The following is a 20,459-nucleotide window of genomic DNA, read 5'->3' as shown; positions in this document are numbered from 1 at the left end:
TCCTCCTATCTTCTTTCGCTTGTAAAAGGGAGCCACCCTCCTCCCATTCCGGACGCTTCCATCACCGTTTCCTCGTCTGCCATGCAAAACTGGCGACGACCGCCGCCAACTCCACCGGCTCCACCGGCTTCGATACGTGCATTTGAAAGCCGGCCGACAGGGCTCGTAGCCGGTCCTCACCCCGGGCATAGGCCGTCAGTGCGACGGCCGGAATACACCCGCCATGGTCTGCGTCCATCGTCCGGACCTTGCGGATTAAGTCGTAGCCATCCTCACCCGGCATCCCGATGTCTGACACCAAAACATCCGCCTTCCAGGACTGGAGTGCTTCAAGCGCATCATGCGCCGACGACGAGGCCCGCACCTCGGCTCCGCACCGCGACAAGACTTCGACTAACAGATCACGGGTTTCCGGCTCATCATCCACGATCAGCACGCTGACGCCCTTAAGTTCCGGCACGCGCTCCATCGACACCCCATCTCGGGACACATCCACCGCTCTGTCTTTGTGGCCATTGTTGTCTCCCATCGGGATGCCGATCATCGGAAGCATCACGACAAACGTAGCCCCTTGCCCCTCACCTTCACTCTGTGCCTGTACGCTGCCGCCATGCATTTCGACTAAATGGCGAACGATGGCCAAGCCTAATCCCAGCCCGCCATGGCTCCTCGTAATCGAACTATCTCCTTGCCGGAAGAGATCAAACATATAGGGGAGAAATTCCGGGCTGATGCCCTGTCCGGTATCAGTGACATCGATCTGCACGTGCGCATTCCGGCGCTGCAGCGTAATCCGCACGCAGCCGTCGCGCGGGGTGAACTTGATGGCATTCGTCAGCAGATTCCACACGACCTGTTGCAGCCGGTCGGAATCGCCGGATATCAAGCCGGCTTTCCAATCAATGGCTTTTTCGAGGCGAATCGCTTTCGCGTCAGCGGCCGGGCGGACCGCATCGACGGCTGCCTCGATAATAGGGGCGAGCTCGAGAGGGCGAACGTCTAAGCGCAGTTTCCCCGTGCTGATGCGTGAGATGTCGAGTAGGTCCTCAATCAAATGGGATTGAAATTTCGCATTGCGTTCGATGCTGCCCAGGGCCCGTTGCCCGGTCGCCTCGTCTAAGGTGCCGCCCCGCAGCATCTGGGCCCAACCAAGAATGGCTGTCAGCGGGGTCCGTAGTTCATGGGACACCGTTGCAAGAAATTCGTCTTTGAGACGATTGGCATCCTGAGCGTCGCTGTACAATCGCGCGTTCGCTACGGCCAATGCGGTCCGGCGGGCTAACTCTTCCCCGAGCTCCAAATCATCATGCTGGAAGGGGTTGCGTTCTTCAAGGCGCCCCATGGTCATGACTCCGAGAGTCTGTCTGTGGGCCGCAAGCGGAACAATCATCACCGAGCGGCTCCCAAGCCTTTGATGGGCGGCCAGGTAATCACGATCGGCCGCGAGTATGTTCTTTCGGGCTGAGCAATCCTCAAATAAAATGGCATGGCGCGTTTGATGGACTCGTGTCATGGGGTGAGAGGACGGTAGTTTGTCCGGAGCGATCTCCCCGGCTAGTTCTTGAATCGATGGTTGTTTATCAGGATCCCGGTGAACAACAGTGGCCAGACGGAAACTTCCGTTCTTCATCATCATGCTAATCAGACAGTAATCCGCCATGGCCGGCACGAGGACACGAGCCACACGGCCTAATGTTTCAGTCGTATCCAATGTGGTGACGAGCACGCGCGTCGCCTCGGCGAGGAATGACAGACGTTCGTGTGCGCGTTGCGCCTCCACTAAGGCTTGATCGCGAGCCTTGAGAAACTCGTCTTTGGCCTGATTCGCTGCAAGCAATTCGCTCGTGCGCTCCTGGACCATCCGCTCGAGTTGTCCCGCATGCCGGGCAAGCGCCTGTTTTTGCTCATTGACCTGGCGCTTCAGTTGGCGGGCTTGAATGGCGCGGCCTAAGGACGCGATGAAATGGTCCCGTTCAATCGGCTTTTCGATAAAGTCATAGGCGCCTCCGCGTAGGGCGCGTACCGTTAAATCGCGCTCACCGTGACCGGTAATGAGCAATGTAGGAGTATCCGGGCGAAGTTGGCGGGCCTTCTCCAATAAGCTCAGGCCATCGAGTTCCGGCATCTTGATGTCCGTGACGATGGCATCGTAGTCCACTTCCGCAATGAGCGTCAGGGCGCGACTGCCGGAGTCGGCCGTATCCACCTCGATATCTCCCATTCGATTCCGAATATTCTCGGGCAGCGCTTCAAGGAGAGCGGGGTCGTCATCAACGATGAGAATGCGAGACATAGGCGGAGCACCCTGGTGAAGCTGCCAAGCAGCCTACCGAAACTAAGCAAATGACGGGCCGTCTTACAGGCCCTGAGCTAGTAAGTGGACATCTGAAGCAAGCTCCTATCAAAAAGGTAAACATCTCGCTCTTTTGAGCTTGTCGGATAGATCGGTCATCGCATATCGGCCATTGTGAGTCTGTCGGCCTACCGGCATACCTCCCGAAAACGGCGCACATGTTGTCCGGCGCCAGAGACACTCCGTCCCACTCTTGCCATATCTGTAGTACCTCATCAGGACGAGGACTCCGTTATTCAGCGTGTAGGGAGATCCGAGACTACCGGTATATTCCTTGCACAAGCAGAAGTTGACACAAGAAGGCGACCTCGGGGACGGGGGTTGTCACTAGGAAGTTGGAAGGAGCTTTTCCGTCTCTTTCATTTCAAACGAGAGGGGGCACGATATTATGATACGACAACCGTGGGTGAGAATAGTGAGCGTAGTGTCCATGCTGGCCTTTCCGCTTGGCGCCATGGCAGCTTCCCAGCCGCATGAAGGCGAGAGCAAGATCTTACAAGGCGAACGGCACGTAAGAGGGACAGTCGAAGAGATTAAGGGCGGTCAACTCCAACTCAACACCGGCGAGGTGCAACCCCGCTTTATCCCATTGAAAGCGGCAAAGGAAAAGGGGCTCCCCGAAATCAAAATCGGCGATGTCATTGAACTGACCATCAACGATCAAAACCTCCTCGTCGATTATCATGTCGTTGATGAATCCGGGCAGCCATTGGGACACACCAAGCATCAAATAGTGAAAGGGCAGATTGCTCAGCCGCTGGTGATCGGACATGATAGGGCGTTGATCCGTACTGAAGACGGCAAGGAGTTGAGCTTCGTGATTCGCACGCAGGCACGCAGCAAGATGGCGTCCATCCCCGTCGGGGTCGAAGCCGTCTTCATGGTTGATGAAACGAATAAGATTGTAGATGTGAACTTCGCGAACAAGGAAGCAACCGAGCAAGCCGGCAAAATGTTTGACGAGAAATCCTCGCCGAAAGGTGCGCAACAGAGAGTGCTCGGGACGGTGATGAAGCCTATGCAGGAGAATCGCATTACGATCCGCACACGCGACGGCCAAGAACAGCCTTTTGAAGTCAGGCCGTTGATGCGGGAGAAAATGGCCAAGCTGACCAAAGGAGAAGCGGTCGTCTTGCTCATCGATGGAGAGAACCAGGTGGCCGATGTGGCCATTCCTCCGGCGCAAGAGGGCGCGAAGTAGCGGCCACTTGCGAACGGAGGCAACGCTAGAATAGGAAGTAGAATCCGAACCCGATGGTTTCAATCTTTTGAGAGAAAAATTGCCCGTACGGGTTGAAGCCGCGGTAGTACGTGATGAGAAGTCGGAGGCGTCGGGTGGCCTGAGGGCTGTACCACTCCAGGCCACCCACGACGTTCGCGTTCACGTTCCACCCTAACTGCTCGAACGATTTTAGATCCGCAGCCGCCACGAGAATGGGATTCCCAGAGATAAATTCAAGCCCCTTCGTACCCCGCAATTCCATGCCCCATTGAAGTTTCCCACGTTTAATCTCGGGTTCCCGATGCAGGATGTATCCACCGCCGCCATAGACGCGTATCCACCGGTATTCAAACGAGCCCACGGCATCCGCTTCTTCAAAGCTATAGTTAACCCGGGGCACTTGCGGATTGTTCAGCAGGAACTCATCACCGAGGTGACTGCTTTGATGATACAAACGCACACGCGCTGAAAAGGGCCCCTCGCGCCAAGTTACTGGAAACCCCACCTGGAAATCTGAATTGATCAAGTCCTTGGACTGGGCGTCCAAATTGAACTGTGAGAACACGGCGCCAAACATGCTGACTTGAATGCCATTGCATCCTTGCTCGTACCGCCTCGTCCATAAGCCAAACGTCTCCCCGAAGCCGACAAACCCGGCATTGAGATGATTATTATTGGCCTGACGAAGTGTCACGCTTTGATAAGTTGCTTGAAACTGGGGTTGCTTCGGATCGGCCAACAGCGGCCGGAAGACATTGTCTTTCGGGAAGCGTCTGGATTCCGGGGCCTCCACCGTCTGTAATGCTTGCGGGTGTTCGGCAGCAGCATAACGGCAGTCCAGTGGCGGAGGCGGAGGAACAGGGGCTGACGGTTCCTCCGCAAACACGAATGACATTGGGGCTAGGGTTACTATGAGTCCCAGCAAGCCCCACCACATCGCTCTACTCATCTTTTGAACTTTGCGGATTCACGTGCTGGTGCCGGATGACTTCTGGCGGCCACGTTCACAAAGCCCGCAGAAATGCAGTCAGTGCGGCTTTCTCATCTCGGTTCAGTTTGAGCTCCAAGACAAGATTGAAAAACTCCACCGTGTCTTCCAAGGTCGGCAATCGGCCGTCGTGTAAATAGGGCGGCGAGTCTTTGATGCCGCGGAGGACAAAGCTTTTAATCGGCCCATCCGCCTCGGCGCCGAATCGTTCCAGATGAAGATCATGCATCTGATGATCGGTATAAGCGGGCGGCAGGTGACACCCGACGCATCGCGCTTTTCCGAAAAACAGCTCTTCTCCTTTAATCTCTTGAGGCGTGGCTTTCTTTCGATCCAGCGTACCGAAGGCATTGAGCTTTGGCGCGGGCGAAAAATCAATCATGTTTTGCATTTGCGCCATGTGGGCAACGGGCACGCGATCGATAATATTCATGCCTTTCTTCATGGCACGGATGGGGTCGCCATTGAAATACGCCGTGCGCTGCTCGAACTCCGTGAAGTCCTCCACGGACCGGATACTCCGCTTCGATCCGTGAATCTGCTGGTTAAACATACCTCGGAGGCTGGGCGTATCCAACCGAAGGCGCTCCCGCTGAGGACGTGTGTCTGGATTGTGATGGAATTGCCCCGTCGTATGGAAATTGACGTGGCAATCAAGACACGTCACTCCTAAGCTCGGCTTCACCGTCTTTCGGTCATGGGTCGCGTTAAATTCTTCCTGAGGAAATTGCATGACGAGCATGCGAAGTCCATCTAACTGGGCCGGGGTGACGAGGCCCCGAAAGAGGCGATCAAAGTTATCCATGCTGACCACTTCACCCTGTGAGACGTCGCCCAATTCCGGATGCGTTGTTAAGAAGATGGGCGGCGGAAATTCCGGCAAGAAGCAATCGGGCAGATCAAATTCAACATCAAACCGCTCCAGGCGCGGAAACTGTTTGATCTGGATCTGCGGAAAGACCTGTCCTCCCACCTCTTGCTTGACGTGCAGCAACCGGCGAAATCCTGGGGGAAAGAGCTTGTCTGACTTGATCTCATCGGCGTCCATTTGGCCCAGCTTGTCCCATGTCAGTCCGTTTTTGAGCTGGACTGCCGGTCCGACTGGCTGCGGTTTTCCCTTCGTCATGGTCATCCCGGTAGCGGTCTTGCACTCAAGTTGGTACCGCTCGGTCAGTAGTTTTTTCTGGCGAGCGAGGACCTGTGGCTTCTCCGCGATATCTTTGGCCATGGCCTCGTCGGCAATCTTCTGCGGATCTTGCCCGGGTGGGGCGCCGAAGACATCATACGAGAAATCGACCCCATCGAAGCCTTTCATCTTCGTCTCCGCAATTGCACTGTCCGTCTTATCCTTATCTTTACTCGAAGAAGTATCACGCTGGGCGGCACCCTCGCCATTCCATGCCCCCAGCGCGCACACGATACCCGCAACCATCCCGATCGTTCGAATCGTCAGATACTGACGCTTGGTTTGAATCATGGACGTCCTCCTACAATGTCTTTACTCTAATGGAGAGACAGCCGGCGTGCCGTCGGTAGGGGGACGGATTCGTTGTGAGAAGGAATGAAGAGTCGTCGGAGGAAAAGCGGAATGGACGGGCGCATCGACCGCAGGAGGCCGACAGCCGTGAAGAGCCGAGAAGTACGGTGGTCGAACAGCCTATTTCGGCAATTTCGGCATGATGATTTTCAGGGGTGCTCCAGTAAGAGCCTTCATGAAGACGACCAGATCAGCTTTCTCTTCTGGCGTAAGACCGAGCGGCTTCATGAGCGGACTCAGATGGGGATTCGGCTGCCCACCCTTATCTTTGAATTCGATCACGTCTTCCAAAGTTTTAAACACGCCATCATGCATATAGGGAGCCGTCTCGGTGACGCTCCGCAAGGTCGGGGTCTTGAAGGCGCCCTTGTCGCGGTCGCGCCGAGTGACGTTATAACGACCGAGGTCTTCCTTGAGCAGGCCCTCCTGCGGCACCCCTAAATTATGGAATTCATTGTCGGTAAAGTTAGGGCCGTTATGACAGAGAATGCATCGGGCTTTTCCTTTGAAAAGTTCCATACCGCGAATCGCCGATTCATCCATCGCATTCGACTCGCCCATCACGTACTTATCAAAGGCAGAGTTCGAGGACACAATCGTGCGTTCAAAGGCCGCAATCGCATCGGCAATGCCCTGCAAACTGACGCTGGTTCCGAACACCGCCTTGAACTGTTTTTGATAGCCGGCAATTTTGGCGATCTTCGGCACAACCGTTTCGTGCGTCTCAGCCATTTCAATGGGATTGTGGATTGGGCCGATCGCTTGTTCCTCTAACGAGGTCGCGCGGCCATCCCAAAATTGGAATGGATTGAACGCGGTATTGTAGACGGTCGGGGCCTGTCGCCCGCCGGCTGTCCCGAATGCGCCGATCGAGAACTGACGGGCATCCGCAAAGCCGGTGCCGGGATTGTGGCAGAAGGCGCAGGAGATGGCATTGTTCTTCGATAGTCGTCCATCAAAATAAAGCTGCTTGCCGAGATCGACCTTTTGCACATAGTTGACATTGCCCATCGGCATGGGGACGACGGCGGGCATGGGGCCGATATCGGGCACGGCGACTCCATCGATGACGACCATGTCACTGACAACGGATGAATTCAGTTCCTCTGCGGCGAGATCCAGGCGATCAACGGATAGACATGCAAGACCCAACACGATGGACAGCGTCATCAAGGCAATTGTCCGTATGCGCATCATGACCTCTCTTCTAGATTCAAGTCGTGCGGTGCCTTAGCTTCCGTTCGAATAGGGTGCCAACGTCGGCAGCCAACCGTCCGTTATTTCTGTCTGACTAAAATCCTGATTGGCGCGCCGGGAAAGCGATACTTTTCACGAATCTGTTTCTCCAAAAAGCGGATATAGATTTTGGTGATATCTTCAGGGTGGCCGACAAAAAGAGCAAATGTCGGTGGCTTGGTCGCGACTTGCGTCATGAAGACCGATTTCACGGCTTTGTTGGGTTTGCCTCGGCGAACCGGCAAGGGGTGCTCCACCATGATCTCTTGAAGAAACTTATTCAGTGCGCCGGTAGGCACCCGGTGCGTAAAGGCCGCCATCACTTCATCGATTTGCGGAAAGAGAACATTCCCGGTCTTGGGCTTGATGGCGGACCCGAAGACAATGGGAGCCCACGGCAGAAATCGATATCGTCGTCGCAATTCCAACTCGTATTTTGCCCTGGCGTCAGGATCCGCAGCGCGCAAGTCCCACTTGTTAATGAAGAGAACACACGCCCGGCCTTGCTTGAGAATGAGGCCGGCAATTTTGGTGTCTTGCTCGGTAATGCCTTCCACGCCATCCATCAACAACACCGCCACATCGGATCGGCCTAGGGCATTCATGGCCCTTGCCACGCTGAAGCCTTCGACGGCGCCGTGTTCGATGCGGCCGCGCCTCCGGATCCCCGCCGTATCCGTCAGGATGTACGGACGACCGTCATAGATGACGGCCGTATCGATGGGGTCTCGTGTCGTGCCGGGCATGTCACTCACAACCATTCGCTCTTCATCGAGCAGCGTATTGACCAATGTCGACTTGCCAACGTTCGGTCTTCCAACCACCGCGACCCGTGTCACGGCCGTCGGCCCTGCATCGGCGTCCTGCTGCGGCAACAGCGGATAAACCGCTTCCAGAAGATCGTCTACCCCCATTCCATGTTCAGCGGATGTGGGGAAGAGGGTTTCCTTGCCGATTCGATAGAAATCGGACATCAAACCTTCGGATGTCGGCGTGTCGACCTTGTTAACGGCGTAAAGGACCGGCTTTTTGACAGGCCGCAGCAAGGTGACAATTTCTGCGTCCGCCGGCGTCAAGCCACTGCGGCCGTCCATGACAAAAATCAGAATGTCCGCTTCAGCGATGGCGATTTGAGATTGTCGACGGATGAGAGACAACATGCTGTCGGTTGAACTCGGATCCAATCCTCCGGTATCGACCAGCCTGAACGGTCGGCCCCGGTAGGTGGCATCGGCATAATTGCGGTCTCGCGTGACGCCGGGAAGGTCGTCTACGATCGCATTTCGTTTACCGAGGATGCGGTTGAACAATGTGGACTTGCCGACATTAGGCCGGCCCACAATGGCCACAAGTGGAGGCGTGGTGGTAAAAAGATTCTCAGTCATGACATGCTCACGTCTCGAACGTATCATAGGAATTTTGTTAAAGACAAATAGGGCAATGGCAAGGACGAGCGCACTCTAACATAGTCTCGGTTATAATGACTTCACCGAATGTTATCTCAACCAAGGACGCACCGTGGGACCGATCAACGGATTTGACTGGACGCAAGTAGACGACGTGCTATTGGACATGGACGGAACGCTTCTGGATCGCCATTTCGATAATTTCTTTTTTGAAGAAGAACTTCCGCGGCGATATGCAGCAAAACATGGACTGCAGGCACTAGAAGCCCGTGAAAAGCTATTTGCGCTCTATCGAAAGGTGGAAGGCGAACTCGAGTGGACTAATTTGCACTATTGGAGCCGGACTCTCGGCATCGATGTGATCGCGATGACTAAGGAATTCGAGCACATGATCGGATTCTTGCCGCATGCCGAGGAGTTCCTACGCCACCTCACCGCGAAGGGCAAGCGCGTGTCGCTGGTCACAAACGCTCATACGGCTGGAGTCGCCATCAAAGTGGCGAAGACCGGGCTAGACACGTACGTCCACCGCATCGTGGATGCCTTCGAGGTAGGCTACTTAAAAATGCGAGCCGAATACTGGCCCATCTGCCAAAGACTCATCGGCTTTCAACCGAAGCGCACGCTCTATCTCGATGATGACGAGTCGTGCCTCAACGCGGCCCATGAGTACGGCATCGGCCACGTCTACCATAGCGCGAAGAGCAGTTCCCAGCTTCCGCCACAGCGGTCAATGCGGCATCACTCGATCGAGAGCTTGGCGGCGTTCCTACGGCAATGAGAATCGCGGTTGCTTTGGCATGGTCGTAGTGCGTGTCGAGCTTGTTCCGCCAGTTTGTCGGCTTTCAGTGAAAGAGTAATTCGACAGAATCGATTCCCTACAGCTGCTCTCGCGCCTCTGGCGGTCAGACGGCTAAATTCTTAAAACCTGAAGCAATCACGCGTTGACCTCGTATAACGACGTCATCGAAGCCCTCCGTGAGGCTTTCTAGCCAGTCTTCTAAGAGAAATGTTAGTCGACGGCGCATTCGTGCTCCGGAATATGGAGTCAACAACATCCCGACTGTCATGCCTAATAAAACTCCGGCGAGAAGAGTGGTACTACCCAGGATGAGCGAATCGCGATCGTACTTCATGTTCTTCCCCCCCTCTTGAAACAATTTACCGGATCAACCGTACCCTGCTTTCTATAGGGTGAAAGTGGTCCCTTTTAGATTACTGCGCAATGGTGGAGTTGAAAAGGAGGTGGTTAGACCTAAGTACAGCGTGAAGCTCAAGGCAGGCTCAATCTGCTCGCTTTATCCTGGCGGGTCACTTCAGTCGTATAGTTGTTAGAGCCGCGGGCATGGAGATAACTGGCCGACGCTCTAAAAAAGCAGCCTCTAGAGCTAAAGTGTTATCCTTGCCGGTGGGTTCCTTGACGATGAGTCTCACACCTGTGCCGGTCTCCATTGCAGTCCCAGCATGAGGATGCGCTGCAGCAGCGCTTCATAGGACAGGCCGGCACGCTTCGCAGATTCAGCGAAGTCTTCCCCCCGGGCAATCTGAGGGTTGGGATTTGCTTCGAGCACATAGGCTTTGCCGTCCTTATCCATGCGCAGATCGATGCGCGCATAGCCGCTTAGTTCCAATGCTCGATAGACGCGTCGACACAGGTGTTGGATCTGTTGGCATTGTTCCTCGGGGAGATCTGTCAGTTCGCTGGTTTGGATGCCGTGTTTCTCTTGATACTTCACACTCCACTTGACCCGTTCCGTGGCAATATGGTGCACGCCGTTCGGCATCTTGGTGAATTGCATTTCCCAAATTGGAAAGACGCGTAACCGCTGGTTCCCCATCACGCCGACGTAGAGTTCCCGTCCTTCAATGAATTGTTCCACCAGCGCATCCGTCCCAATGTTATCGTGGATGAACGCGACACGTTCCTTGAGCTTCTCCTCCGTGTCGACGACCGACGCTTGCGAGATGCCGAGGGACGCTTCTTCGGTCAACGACTTAACGATGAGGGGAAACGGCAGACGCTTGCACGCACGGATCTTTTGCCCTCGCCGAATGACAGCGAATTCCGGCATCGGGATCCGATGATAGGCCATCAATTTTTTGGACAACGATTTGTCCCGGGCCAACATCAAGCCTCGAGCGTTGCTTCCGGTGTAGGGCATGCGCAGCATTTCCAAAAAGCTGACGATGTTGTGGTCAAACATGACGATGTTGTCGAAGGCCTCGAGCAGATTAAAAATGATATCCGGTTCCCAGTCCTTAATGGCTGTCCGCGCCACCGAGAGATCGTCCTGCAAGCCCACCGGTTTGACTTCGTGGCCAAGCTTTTGCAGCGCCGCCACCACGTCGTACTCGGTTTTCCATTCGGCCTGCTCGGCGTCCGACGCGGAGGCATTGTCAGGAGGCACCAAATGCTTATGAACGAGCACGAGCACGCGCAGCACTTTCATAGTGCGATTCGATGCCCCCCGGTCACGAGATGGTTCATGACTTGTACGGTCAGTAACACGGTAAATTCCGTTGTGGCCTGCTCTTCGGGCACCGCGAGCCGCAGGTTCAATTGCCGACACCGGGCGATGAGATCTTCGAAGACCTGGTCGACCGTGTACTGATAAATGCCGGTCCAACCGGCAACCAATCGACGGACGGGCTTGCGGATACGAGTGAGGAATCGCATGGCGGTCATGTTGTGGGCAAACCCCGGCGCATCGGAGAACAGCCGGCGGAGGTCTCGATCGTAAACCGTGGGCCGATCGACGCCATAGTGCCGCCGCTTCTTCTTGTAATGCTGACGCAGGGTCTTGCGCAGACGCTTCAGAGGATCGACCTCTTCCCTTATGACCACGCGAGGCTCCTGGCCGGACAAGGATCGCATGAGTCGATCCACGTATGTGAGCTTTTTGAACGCGGGCCAACCTGCATACCGCTGTTCCCATTGAGATCCCGGCGTCAACCAAACGGCAAACGTTTCGGCGAAATCCTCGTCCGGATGGCTTTGTGCATACCATGATCCCAGATGCGCGACAAAACTCTTGCTGTACGGTTTGAATGAATAATGATCGGGGTACGGGACTGAAGATTTTCCGAAGAGCTGCTGACGACGAGAACGGCGACGGATTGCAAAAGCATTTTCAATGGCGTGGCCGGCTTCATGCCGAAGGATGCGCATGCACCATTCCGCGTCGCCGCCTTCGACTTCGAGCATCTGATTCAATTCAAGCTTGGCGAGACGGGGGTGCGCGAGATAAAACGGAATGGCAATACCCGGCACGCCATCGGGAGTGAACCATTCATCAGACAACCAGAAATGCGGTCGGAATCGCAGGCCTCGCTCATCCAACTCTCGATAGAGTTGCGCGATCCTCTCCTCAAGGGGGCTCCCATCGAGCTGCAGATGGAGGTCGCAGAAGCGAAGATCGAGGAGTTGTTCGTCGCTCCAGGCCGCCCACCCCGGAAGGGGACCGACATCGGCGGGTGCAGGTGACGCAGCGCTGCTCCCTGCTGGTTTATCGGTAGTCATCAGTACCGCGCACCTTGCATGATGGGATCCGCCTTCATTCCCATCAGTATAGCAAAGGAATGTACGTAGCAGGGACGGTGCAGCGATGGGTTACCGGTCCGTGTTTTGAAAAGACCCCTGCTTGGGACGTGCGACGCCCCGATACATATCAGCGCCGGGACGCGGAATGCCTTCCATCACAAACCGATCCAGTTGCTTCACGGTAAAGCCGCTGTCTTGAATGATCCGATCGATCCGACGGTTAAGGTGACACCCGCAAGCAAACAGCCGTTGGAACGGATTCAAAATGTTCTGCCACCAGGCGACCTTCGAATCATCGCTTAGGCCATGCTCGAGAAAGATAAACTTTCCACCGGGCTTCAGCACCCGTCGAATCTCGCTGAGCGCGCGAAGGGGGTCCCGGATCGTACAGAGCGTCCATGTGCTCACTGCACAATCGAACCGTTCGTCTTCCCAGGGGAGCGTTTCCGCTCGATACCGAAAAATTTCCACCGGCACCGCCAAATTGGCGCTTCGCTCTGCCACACGCTTTGCAAGTAGATGACCCGGCTCAATGGCCGTCAGCCATGTGACCGTGTTCGGATAATGGGGCAGATTCAGCCCTGTGCCGAATCCGATTTCAAGCACGTTCCCGTAGACCTCCGCGAGCACCTCCTGCCGTTGCTTTTGGAAGGGTGGGGCCCTCATGACTCGATCCATGAGGCGCGGAAATATATGGTCGGCGTAAAGACCCATAGGACTCCTTCAGACGGACTTCATGGACGTCTGCGCGGGAGATACCACGCGCTCAAACATCACCTGCCCCAACAGACGGGAAAGTTGACAGTGGCATATAAGCACCATATGCAACTCGATATTGCTCCTCTTGATATGTCTGATGAATAGATATCACGTCAGCCAAAAGCTCTGTCAGGAGATCTTCACACTAGGTAGTTTGATCTAGCTTATTCATACGCGACTTCAACGACTTCGAAACTGGCAAACAATTTGATAGGACTGCATTAGATCATTGTATCTAGGTAGTATGACATGCTGCTTCCTTTAAACCTTTTCGAATATCGCCGCCGACGGTCTGTTGCACCAGCCCGCGTGATACTGCGAAAACTTATTATGCCGTGTATTCAGTTTGTCCCCATGTGGCAACTCCGGACTCGACTCTGGCAAGTTTGTGGCGCCAACATCCATTCATCGGTATGGATCGCCCGGACGGCGTTGCTCGATGAGGATGCGCCGGAACTCATTACGATCGAGGAAGGCGTGCGGATATCCTATGGCGTCATGTTGGTGACGCACAGTGATCTCGACAAGGAAGTCGGGCCCATTCACATCGGCCAACAGGCCTGGATCGGCGCAGGAGCGGTCATTCTGCCCGGTGTCAGCATTGGCGCTTACTCGGTAGTCGGCGCAGCCGCGCTGGTCAACAAGGACGTGCCAATCAATGTGCGGGTTGCGGGCGTTCCGGCAAGAGTCATTAAGAATGCCGGTGTGCCGAAGGAATGGATTCATATTACGGATGACAATTATGAGACGCTGGCTGGGACTCGACGAGCCAAGGATGCGGGGATTGCGCCGCCCGTGGCCTCAGTCGGTGGGCAGAATGGATCGGCATGATCAGCGAGGAAAGTTATTTAGTTGATTTCCGCGGTGCCTGATTGTCTGACTTATCGCCCTTGACGGCCTTGCCGACCGCGTCGACAGTGGTACTTGCCGCTTTCGAAATTCCTTTTCCGACTTCGTTTCCGACCTCCTTCACCTTTTCCATCACCTGCGGAATCGGTTTCGGTAAATCATCGACGCGTACTTCCGCTATGCCGGTTCCGGCTGCCAAGACCAGAACGCTGCACACGATTGCGACAGTCACACACGTTTGAATCGACGTCTTCATAGCAGCCTCCGCCGTCAAACTCTAGCATGATTTCGCCTGTTGAAAAAGCTTTGTACGGTTTCCCGCAGCACACGCGTACGACAGCGACGCCGTTACATGCCGAAAGTCGATGGACGGTTCCGTGTATCCAATTTCGCTCGGCAACGATTCGGCGGGATAGCTGTTGCCATCCGGGGAAAGGGTCCCTATTGTCCTACGGTCCCGTGTCCTCACGTTCGGTGGGTCACCGCTCACCCCGCTTGCTCCTTGACATGGTTGCCACTGTGTTCCTCGAGAGCGGATTCTTCACGGTCAAAACAGGACAGCCCGCACGCTTGACCACTTGTTCGGCCACGCTGCCCAGCATCAGACGTCGAAGCCCACGATGCCCGCGAGTCCCAATCACAATCCCGTCGACGGCATATTGGGCCGCCTGCTCAAGAATCACTTCCACGGGGTCTCCCGTCATATACAGATCGTGCGCGGCAATGCCCCGGCTCGTCAGAGATGACACCGCTTCCTGCAGCTGTAGCCGGCGATCGAAGGGCATTTCGCCTTTCATCGGCCTAAGCAAAGGCGATTGAGTAGAAGCGTCACCGGCATGCGCGTCGTTCGCCGAACCGGCGTAGATCAGAAAGAGTTCGGCGCGAAGACGTTTGCTCAGCATGACCGCAAAATCGATTGCTGCCTGCGCGTGAACGGAAAAGTCGGTGGCAACGAGCAGGCGGCGCAATCCCCCAGCAGTCCGAACTCCCACGGAGTCTCCGGCTATGGTTTCTCTCATGGTCAGCACCGCGCATGGCGCCTTGCGCACAATTTCTTCTGCCGTACTCCCAAGCCGTAGCCGATCCCACCCGGTACGGCCGCTCGTCCCCAACACGATAAGGCCGGCGCGCATCTCATGGGCCACTTCGAGAATACGAGATGCGGGGCTTCCTAAAACCAGCCGAGGTTCAGTCGGGATACCGACGTCGAGTGCTATCCGGGCGAGACGTCCGAGGTCAACCATCGCCTCGGTTCGTAGCACATCGACGTAGCGGCTTCCGATCGGCTTCTGGCGCCCGGTGCCGCCAACCGCCTTCACGACATGCAGGACGACCAGCCGGGCTGCCAGCGTGTCGGCCAGGCGCATGGCATACTGGAACGCCCGCTGCGCCGGTCTTGAAAAATCGGTGGCCAATAGAATCGTTCCACGCTGCTGCCTCTGAGCGCCGGCCATCAGGGCGTTCCCCGCCATGTTGCCATGTCTAATGTGACCTTCCCTTCGAGTGAGACTTTTCACGCATGATACTTCTCGTAGTGACGTTTCAAAGGGAATGGCGTCTGTCACTCGAGTCTAATACGGAGCGGCTCGTGCCGCTTTGGCGTGCGTGGCCTCGCACCATCGCCATTCGCTCTCGCAGCCGGGCCGCACTGGATCGAAGATTTCCATGGCGGGAAGGACGTCGTCGTATCCCTGGCCATGCATCTCCGCCGGTGCAATCCTAAGAGTCAATCCAGAAGCAACGCGACCATGAGACTGCACCTTACATGCAGTTATCCCGGGAGGCAAATGAAGATCGGCAGGCGCGGAACCTCTGCCGCCGAACCGCCGACTGACGGAGTCAATCCAATCCACGTCCGTACGTGATCACACCGTTACTTTCGACCCTGCGTCGAGATATCCGAAGACAGAGGATCAGAAATCGTGTCCGTCATCGTCCTCGTTACGGAGCGTAATGACTGCGGGGCATTGAGGATCAGCGGGACTGCGTAGTGACTTGCTCTGTCTGTTGTTCACCGCTCCGCCTTCTTGTCAAACGGGGATGAAAGATATTCCAGATTGACGCAAGTATTATGGCAGATCCAGCAGATAACGGAGGCCGTCTCCGGATGGAGTGGTTCGTTCGTGAATCTGATAGGGAGGAAAATCGTTCCGCAGGCGAGCGATCAGGCGTTTCATGGGCTGGTCGCCTTCGTGCTCGCACACCCACACTTCGATGCCTGTTTCCAGCTCATGAAACCGCCTCAGGACTCGGAAGCGCGGATCTTCCATATAATAGGCGGACAGCCAGCCGTTGAGCGCATGCACCACCCACCCATGCGCCTTCGCGTATTGAGAGCTTACACCGAGTTCGATGGACCGTTGCTGATGCTGAATCGGCAATTCCATAGTACCTGCTTTGTACATCAACCTCGGACGCCTACAGATACAGAGAGACTAAACGATTCCTGTGCCATCGACAAGCCTCTCTGTTGAATGAGAAAAGTGATTTTTGAGAGCACGAAAGGTTAAGATAAGCCGTGGATGAGAAAGTCCTCAGCAGAAGTGAAGTCATCTCAGCTCTGACCGCCCAGCGAACACAGGGTCGGCGTGTTGTCTTTACAAATGGCTGTTTCGACTTGATGCATATCGGCCATACGCGTTACTTGCAAGCCGCCAGAGAACTTGGTGATGTTCTTGTCGTAGGCGTCAATACAGATCGATCCGTTCAACGCTTGAACAAGGGGGCTGACCGCCCCATCGTGCCTGAGCATCAACGCGCCGAAGTGCTCGCCGCGCTCGCCTGCGTCGATTATGTGGTCCTATTCGATGAGCCCGATCCGGGGCCACTGATTACCGAGATCCAGCCTGATGTATTGGTGAAGGGAGGGGACTGGACTCCGGACAAGATTATCGGACGTGAGACCGTCGAAGCGCGTGGAGGCATCGTGACAACCATTCCGTTGGTCCCGGGCGTTTCGACCACAACGCTCGTGGAGAAAATACGAGCGGTGGAACCTCAGGTTCGGCCTTCGTGAATCTGCGTCGCGCAAGTCCATGCATATGAACTCACGATTCACCGATTACGAATAACACTCACATACACCATGCCTGCACCTCCTCACGCTTTCCAGTTTTGGGATCAGCTCCTTCAGCCGGTTCGAGACGCCGTTCAACACGCGGCGGGTCGACCGTGTATTTCGGGCATACATGGGGCGATGGGGGCATTCGCCCTCAGCGTACTCACACGTGCCGACGGCCCTTCCTTTCTCGTCATCACGGCCTCGGATGAAGACGCGGAGCGCGTCTATGACGACATGCGGTTTTTCCAGACCATGCTGGGCCTTCCTTCGGAGACCTTAGCCCTCTTTCCGGAATGGGAAACGCTCCCGTATGAGCCGACCGCTCCCGCACCCGAACTGATCGGGCGACGGGCACGGACCCTCCACCGTTTGTTCGAAGGAGCACGGACGGTACTCATTACCTCCGTCCCCGCACTGCTTCATCGCGTGATGCCCGCGTCTGTATTCAAAGACGGATGTGCACAACTGAAGGCCGGGGACACCATAGAACGGGAAAGCCTCATTGCGCGCCTCTTGCGCTTGGGATACCGTCGAGGGTCCGTCGTCGAGATTCCCGGTGAATTCAGCGTCCGCGGCGGCATTATCGATGTCTATTCGACTGCCTACGATGACCCGCTCCGGCTTGAATTACTGGGCGATACGATTGAATCGATCCGTCAATTCGATCCCTCGACACAAAAATCTACGGCGAAACTTCCTGATGCGTTGCTGCTCCCTGCCCGAGAGTTGCTGCATCCCGCAGACCGACTGGAAGCGCTCGAACCGCTTCCTCCTGACGCGGAATGGCGAAGTCCCACCGTGTACTCGTCCATGGAGACGCTGCTCAATTACTTCCATGAGCCACCCATCGTGGTCTTGGACCAGCCTGCGACCTTGGTCAAAAAGGCCAGCGAATTCTTAGATGAGGCCGCTGACGCCTATTTACGCTTGGGCGATGTTGCCGAACAGAAGGGATATTCCTCTCCAGAACAGCTCTATGCCGATTGGACAGAGCTCTCGACGGCCATGCAGCCATGGTCTTGGCTTGCGATGGAACCGCTGACAACCGGGGGGCCTGAGTGCGAGCCGATCGTGGCCTTCCCCGCGCAGTCTCCGGGCAGTGTCGGGCTGGCGCAACGCGGAACGCCCTTCCACGAGACCCTCGCAAAGTTAAATCAGCTCCGGCTCGTGGGACAGGTCGTGATCGTCGCGCGCACGCGAGGCCAATTGGACCGCCTGCTCTCCCTCTTTGCCGAACAGGATCTGCCGGCGACGACGTGGAAACCGCATGAGTGGAAGGCCTCGTCCCAGAAATCGCCGTTCGGGCTGATACAAGGCAACCTCTCCACCGGCTTCGTCTCCACCGATGGTCACCTGACGATCATCACCGAAGAAGAACTGTTCGCCAAAGGCATGCGCCATCGGCCGGCCCAGAAGAGCAAGACGGCAACCTTCTTGTCCTCATTGGACGACTTGAAGACCGGCGACTATGTCGTCCACGTTCAGCACGGGATCGCGCGCTATGAAGGGCTTCGGCGACTTGCTGTGCAAGGATTTGAGAGCGATTATCTGATCCTCCGCTTCGCGGGCGGCGATACCCTCTACGTCCCGCTTGACCGCCTCAATCAGGTCCAACGCTACAAGGGCGCGGATGGCCATGCCCCCAAAATGGACAAATTGGGCGGGAGCAGTTGGGGACGCACCACGGCGAAAGTCAAAAAAGGCATCGAAGAAATGGCTCACGAGCTGGTCGAACTCTACGCCAACCGGGAGGTCGTCCAGCGCCGTGAGTACGGCGAAGATACGACGTTGACGCATGCATTTGAAGCCGCCTTCGAGTATGAGGAAACACCCGATCAGATCAAAGCGATCGAGGACATCAAACGTGATTTGGAAGCGCCGAAGCCCATGGATCGGCTGGTCTGCGGCGACGTCGGCTACGGCAAGACCGAAGTCGCGATGCGCGCCGCCTTCAAAGTGGTCGAACACAATCGCCAGGTTGTCGTACTGGTCCCGACGACCATACTGGCCCAACAGCACTTTGAAAATTTCTCACAACGGTTCGGTCCCTTTCCCATTCGCGTTGGCACGCTGTCCCGGTTTCAGACAGCGAAAGAGGCGAAAGCCGTCCTGGCTGGCGCAGCCGACGGCAGCCTGGACATTATCATCGGCACACATCGCCTCCTTCAAAAAAACGTCGTCTTTAGAAACCTGGGACTGGTGATTGTCGATGAGGAGCAATGGTTCGGCGTGCGCCACAAAGAGCGGCTCAAACAACTTCGGACGCAGGTCGATGTGCTTACGCTGACGGCGACGCCCATTCCGCGCACCCTGCAGATGGCCATGTCGGGCCTGCGGGATCTCTCGGTGATCGAGAGCCCTCCGGCCGGGCGAATGGCTATCCGGACACATGTTATGCGTTTTAACGAAGAGACGATCCGCGAAGCCATCATGCGGGAGCTCGGCCGCGGTGGGCAGGTGTACTTTGTCCACAATCGCGTGCAAACCATGGAGCGGACGGGTACGTGGTTGCAGCAGCTCATCCCGGAAGCACGCATTGTGATGGCGCACGGCCAGATGGACGAACGACTCTTGGAAGGCGTGATGTTGAAGTTTCTGAAGCGGGAAGCCGATATCCTGCTGACGTCGGCGATCATTCAGTCAGGTCTTGACGTCTCCAATGCGAACACGATTTTGGTGAATCGCGCCGATACGTTCGGCCTCTCGCAGCTCTACCAGCTCCGCGGAAGAGTCGGCCGGTCCGGACAACAGGCCTACGCGTACTTTTTTACGCCGGATGAGGGGGCGCTGAGCACGGACGCCCAAAAACGACTGGTCGCGATACAGGAGCTCACGGAGTTGGGAGCCGGATTTCGGATAGCCGCCGCGGACCTAGAAATTCGAGGGGCAGGAAACTTTTTAGGCAAGCAGCAGTCCGGTCATATCGCCGCCATCGGCATGGACCTGTATCTGCAGATGGTCGAACAGGCCGTTCAACAGATTAAGGGCACGGTGGTCGAGGAAGAACCGGACCCGACCCTGCATCTCAACGTCTCCGCCTTCATTCCGGAGGAATACGTCGCCGATCCACACCACCGGTTGTCTCTGTACAAGCGATTATCCTCAAGTCAGCAAATCGGCGATCTGGCTTTGCTCAATGGAGAAATTCAAGATCGGTACGGCGCTCTGCCCGAGCCCGTCGAACGTCTGTTTGAAGTCATGCAGCTACGTATTATGGCGAAATCCCTGCGGCTCACCTCGCTTGAAATCAAGGAAAGCACCGCCGTGATATCCTTTGATCCGAAGGGTTCGATCCCGGAAACCGGTATCCGGACATTGATGGATCGCTACAAGAGCCGTTTTCGATTGGTGTCCCCGCTGTCCTTTGAGCTGCATTTGACCCAGACAGACTGGTCGGGCCAAGCGCCTGAACTCACCGCTGCCTTGCAAATATTGGGAGTCTGTGGTACCAAATCCGGTGCGGCTCATGCGGCCGTCTAACGGAACGACACTATGAGAAGGGGCTAA

The 20,459-nt window shown here is 56.0% G+C and carries 16 protein-coding genes; 5 read left to right on the top strand and 11 right to left on the bottom strand.

Annotation, left to right across the window (positions count from 1 at the left end; genetic code table 11):
• Positions 1-61: 61 nt before the first annotated feature.
• A complete protein-coding gene (locus tag ACWHYZ_RS24145; protein WP_447985214.1) occupies positions 62-2,293 on the bottom strand; it encodes a response regulator in 2,232 nt (743 codons plus the stop codon).
• A 448-nt stretch (positions 2,294-2,741) separates the two neighbouring features.
• Between ACWHYZ_RS24145 and ACWHYZ_RS24140 the strand changes: the two genes are divergently transcribed.
• Positions 2,742-3,554: a hypothetical protein gene (locus tag ACWHYZ_RS24140; protein WP_447985213.1), complete on the top strand. Its 813-nt coding sequence runs from the start codon at positions 2,742-2,744 to the stop codon at positions 3,552-3,554.
• 25 nt (positions 3,555-3,579) lie between these two features.
• On the opposite strand, the gene ACWHYZ_RS24135 is transcribed toward ACWHYZ_RS24140, so the two are convergent.
• From ACWHYZ_RS24135 to der, 4 genes are all read right to left on the bottom strand, one after another.
• Complete coding sequence (locus ACWHYZ_RS24135; protein WP_447985212.1) at positions 3,580-4,524, bottom strand: DUF1207 domain-containing protein; 945 nt, start codon at positions 4,522-4,524, stop codon at positions 3,580-3,582.
• 55 nt (positions 4,525-4,579) lie between these two features.
• Positions 4,580-6,040 (bottom strand): cytochrome B6, encoded by a 1,461-nt coding sequence (locus ACWHYZ_RS24130; protein WP_447985211.1) that lies wholly within the window; start codon positions 6,038-6,040, stop codon positions 4,580-4,582.
• Between the two features lie 180 nt (positions 6,041-6,220).
• Positions 6,221-7,297 (bottom strand): cytochrome-c peroxidase, encoded by a 1,077-nt coding sequence (locus tag ACWHYZ_RS24125; RefSeq protein WP_447985210.1) that lies wholly within the window; start codon positions 7,295-7,297, stop codon positions 6,221-6,223.
• Between the two features lie 80 nt (positions 7,298-7,377).
• Positions 7,378-8,721: a ribosome biogenesis GTPase Der gene (gene der, locus ACWHYZ_RS24120; RefSeq protein ID WP_447985209.1), complete on the bottom strand. Its 1,344-nt coding sequence runs from the start codon at positions 8,719-8,721 to the stop codon at positions 7,378-7,380.
• 133 nt (positions 8,722-8,854) lie between these two features.
• Here der and ACWHYZ_RS24115 point away from each other — a divergent pair, with 133 nt between their 5' ends.
• Positions 8,855-9,523, top strand: coding sequence for an HAD family hydrolase (locus ACWHYZ_RS24115; protein ID WP_447985208.1), 669 nt, complete (start codon positions 8,855-8,857; stop codon positions 9,521-9,523).
• A gap of 649 nt (positions 9,524-10,172) precedes the next feature.
• Here the strand turns inward: ACWHYZ_RS24115 and ACWHYZ_RS24110 are convergent.
• The 3 genes from ACWHYZ_RS24110 to ACWHYZ_RS24100 all read right to left on the bottom strand — a co-directional run bounded on the left by ACWHYZ_RS24110 (position 10,173) and on the right by ACWHYZ_RS24100 (position 12,997).
• Complete coding sequence (locus tag ACWHYZ_RS24110; protein ID WP_447985207.1) at positions 10,173-11,192, bottom strand: D-alanine--D-alanine ligase family protein; 1,020 nt, start codon at positions 11,190-11,192, stop codon at positions 10,173-10,175.
• Positions 11,189-12,262 carry a putative zinc-binding metallopeptidase gene (locus ACWHYZ_RS24105; protein ID WP_447985206.1) on the bottom strand — a complete coding sequence of 358 codons (1,074 nt, stop codon included), beginning with the start codon at positions 12,260-12,262 and terminating at the stop codon, positions 11,189-11,191. Before ACWHYZ_RS24105 ends, ACWHYZ_RS24110 begins: the two co-directional genes overlap by 4 nt.
• Positions 12,263-12,352: 90 nt before the next feature.
• Positions 12,353-12,997: a class I SAM-dependent methyltransferase gene (locus tag ACWHYZ_RS24100; protein ID WP_447985205.1), complete on the bottom strand. Its 645-nt coding sequence runs from the start codon at positions 12,995-12,997 to the stop codon at positions 12,353-12,355.
• A gap of 375 nt (positions 12,998-13,372) precedes the next feature.
• Between ACWHYZ_RS24100 and ACWHYZ_RS24095 the strand changes: the two genes are divergently transcribed.
• A complete protein-coding gene (locus ACWHYZ_RS24095) occupies positions 13,373-13,873 on the top strand; it encodes an acyltransferase (RefSeq protein WP_447985204.1) in 501 nt (166 codons plus the stop codon).
• Positions 13,874-13,886: 13 nt separating this feature from the next.
• Here the strand turns inward: ACWHYZ_RS24095 and ACWHYZ_RS24090 are convergent, their stop codons facing one another.
• From ACWHYZ_RS24090 to ACWHYZ_RS24080, 3 genes are all read right to left on the bottom strand, one after another.
• Positions 13,887-14,147: a hypothetical protein gene (locus tag ACWHYZ_RS24090; RefSeq protein ID WP_447985203.1), complete on the bottom strand. Its 261-nt coding sequence runs from the start codon at positions 14,145-14,147 to the stop codon at positions 13,887-13,889.
• Positions 14,148-14,370: 223 nt separating this feature from the next.
• Entirely contained in the window at positions 14,371-15,408 is a 1,038-nt protein-coding gene (locus tag ACWHYZ_RS24085; protein ID WP_447985202.1) for a universal stress protein, read from the bottom strand.
• Positions 15,409-15,960: 552 nt separating this feature from the next.
• Positions 15,961-16,278 carry a hypothetical protein gene (locus ACWHYZ_RS24080; RefSeq protein ID WP_447985201.1) on the bottom strand — a complete coding sequence of 106 codons (318 nt, stop codon included), beginning with the start codon at positions 16,276-16,278 and terminating at the stop codon, positions 15,961-15,963.
• Positions 16,279-16,409: 131 nt separating this feature from the next.
• Between ACWHYZ_RS24080 and rfaE2 the strand changes: the two genes are divergently transcribed.
• Both rfaE2 and mfd read left to right on the top strand, forming a co-directional pair.
• On the top strand, positions 16,410-16,907 hold the full coding sequence (rfaE2, locus tag ACWHYZ_RS24075; protein ID WP_447985200.1) for a D-glycero-beta-D-manno-heptose 1-phosphate adenylyltransferase: 498 nt from the start codon (positions 16,410-16,412) through the stop codon (positions 16,905-16,907).
• 69 nt (positions 16,908-16,976) lie between these two features.
• The gene (gene mfd, locus ACWHYZ_RS24070; protein ID WP_447985199.1) at positions 16,977-20,432 is read left to right on the top strand and encodes a transcription-repair coupling factor; all 3,456 of its coding nucleotides are present in this window, start codon (positions 16,977-16,979) and stop codon (positions 20,430-20,432) included.
• Positions 20,433-20,459: the final 27 nt, after the last annotated feature.

Source organism: Nitrospira sp. Nam74 (genome assembly GCF_965152615.1).
This window is presented reverse-complemented; position numbering and strand designations above follow the sequence as displayed.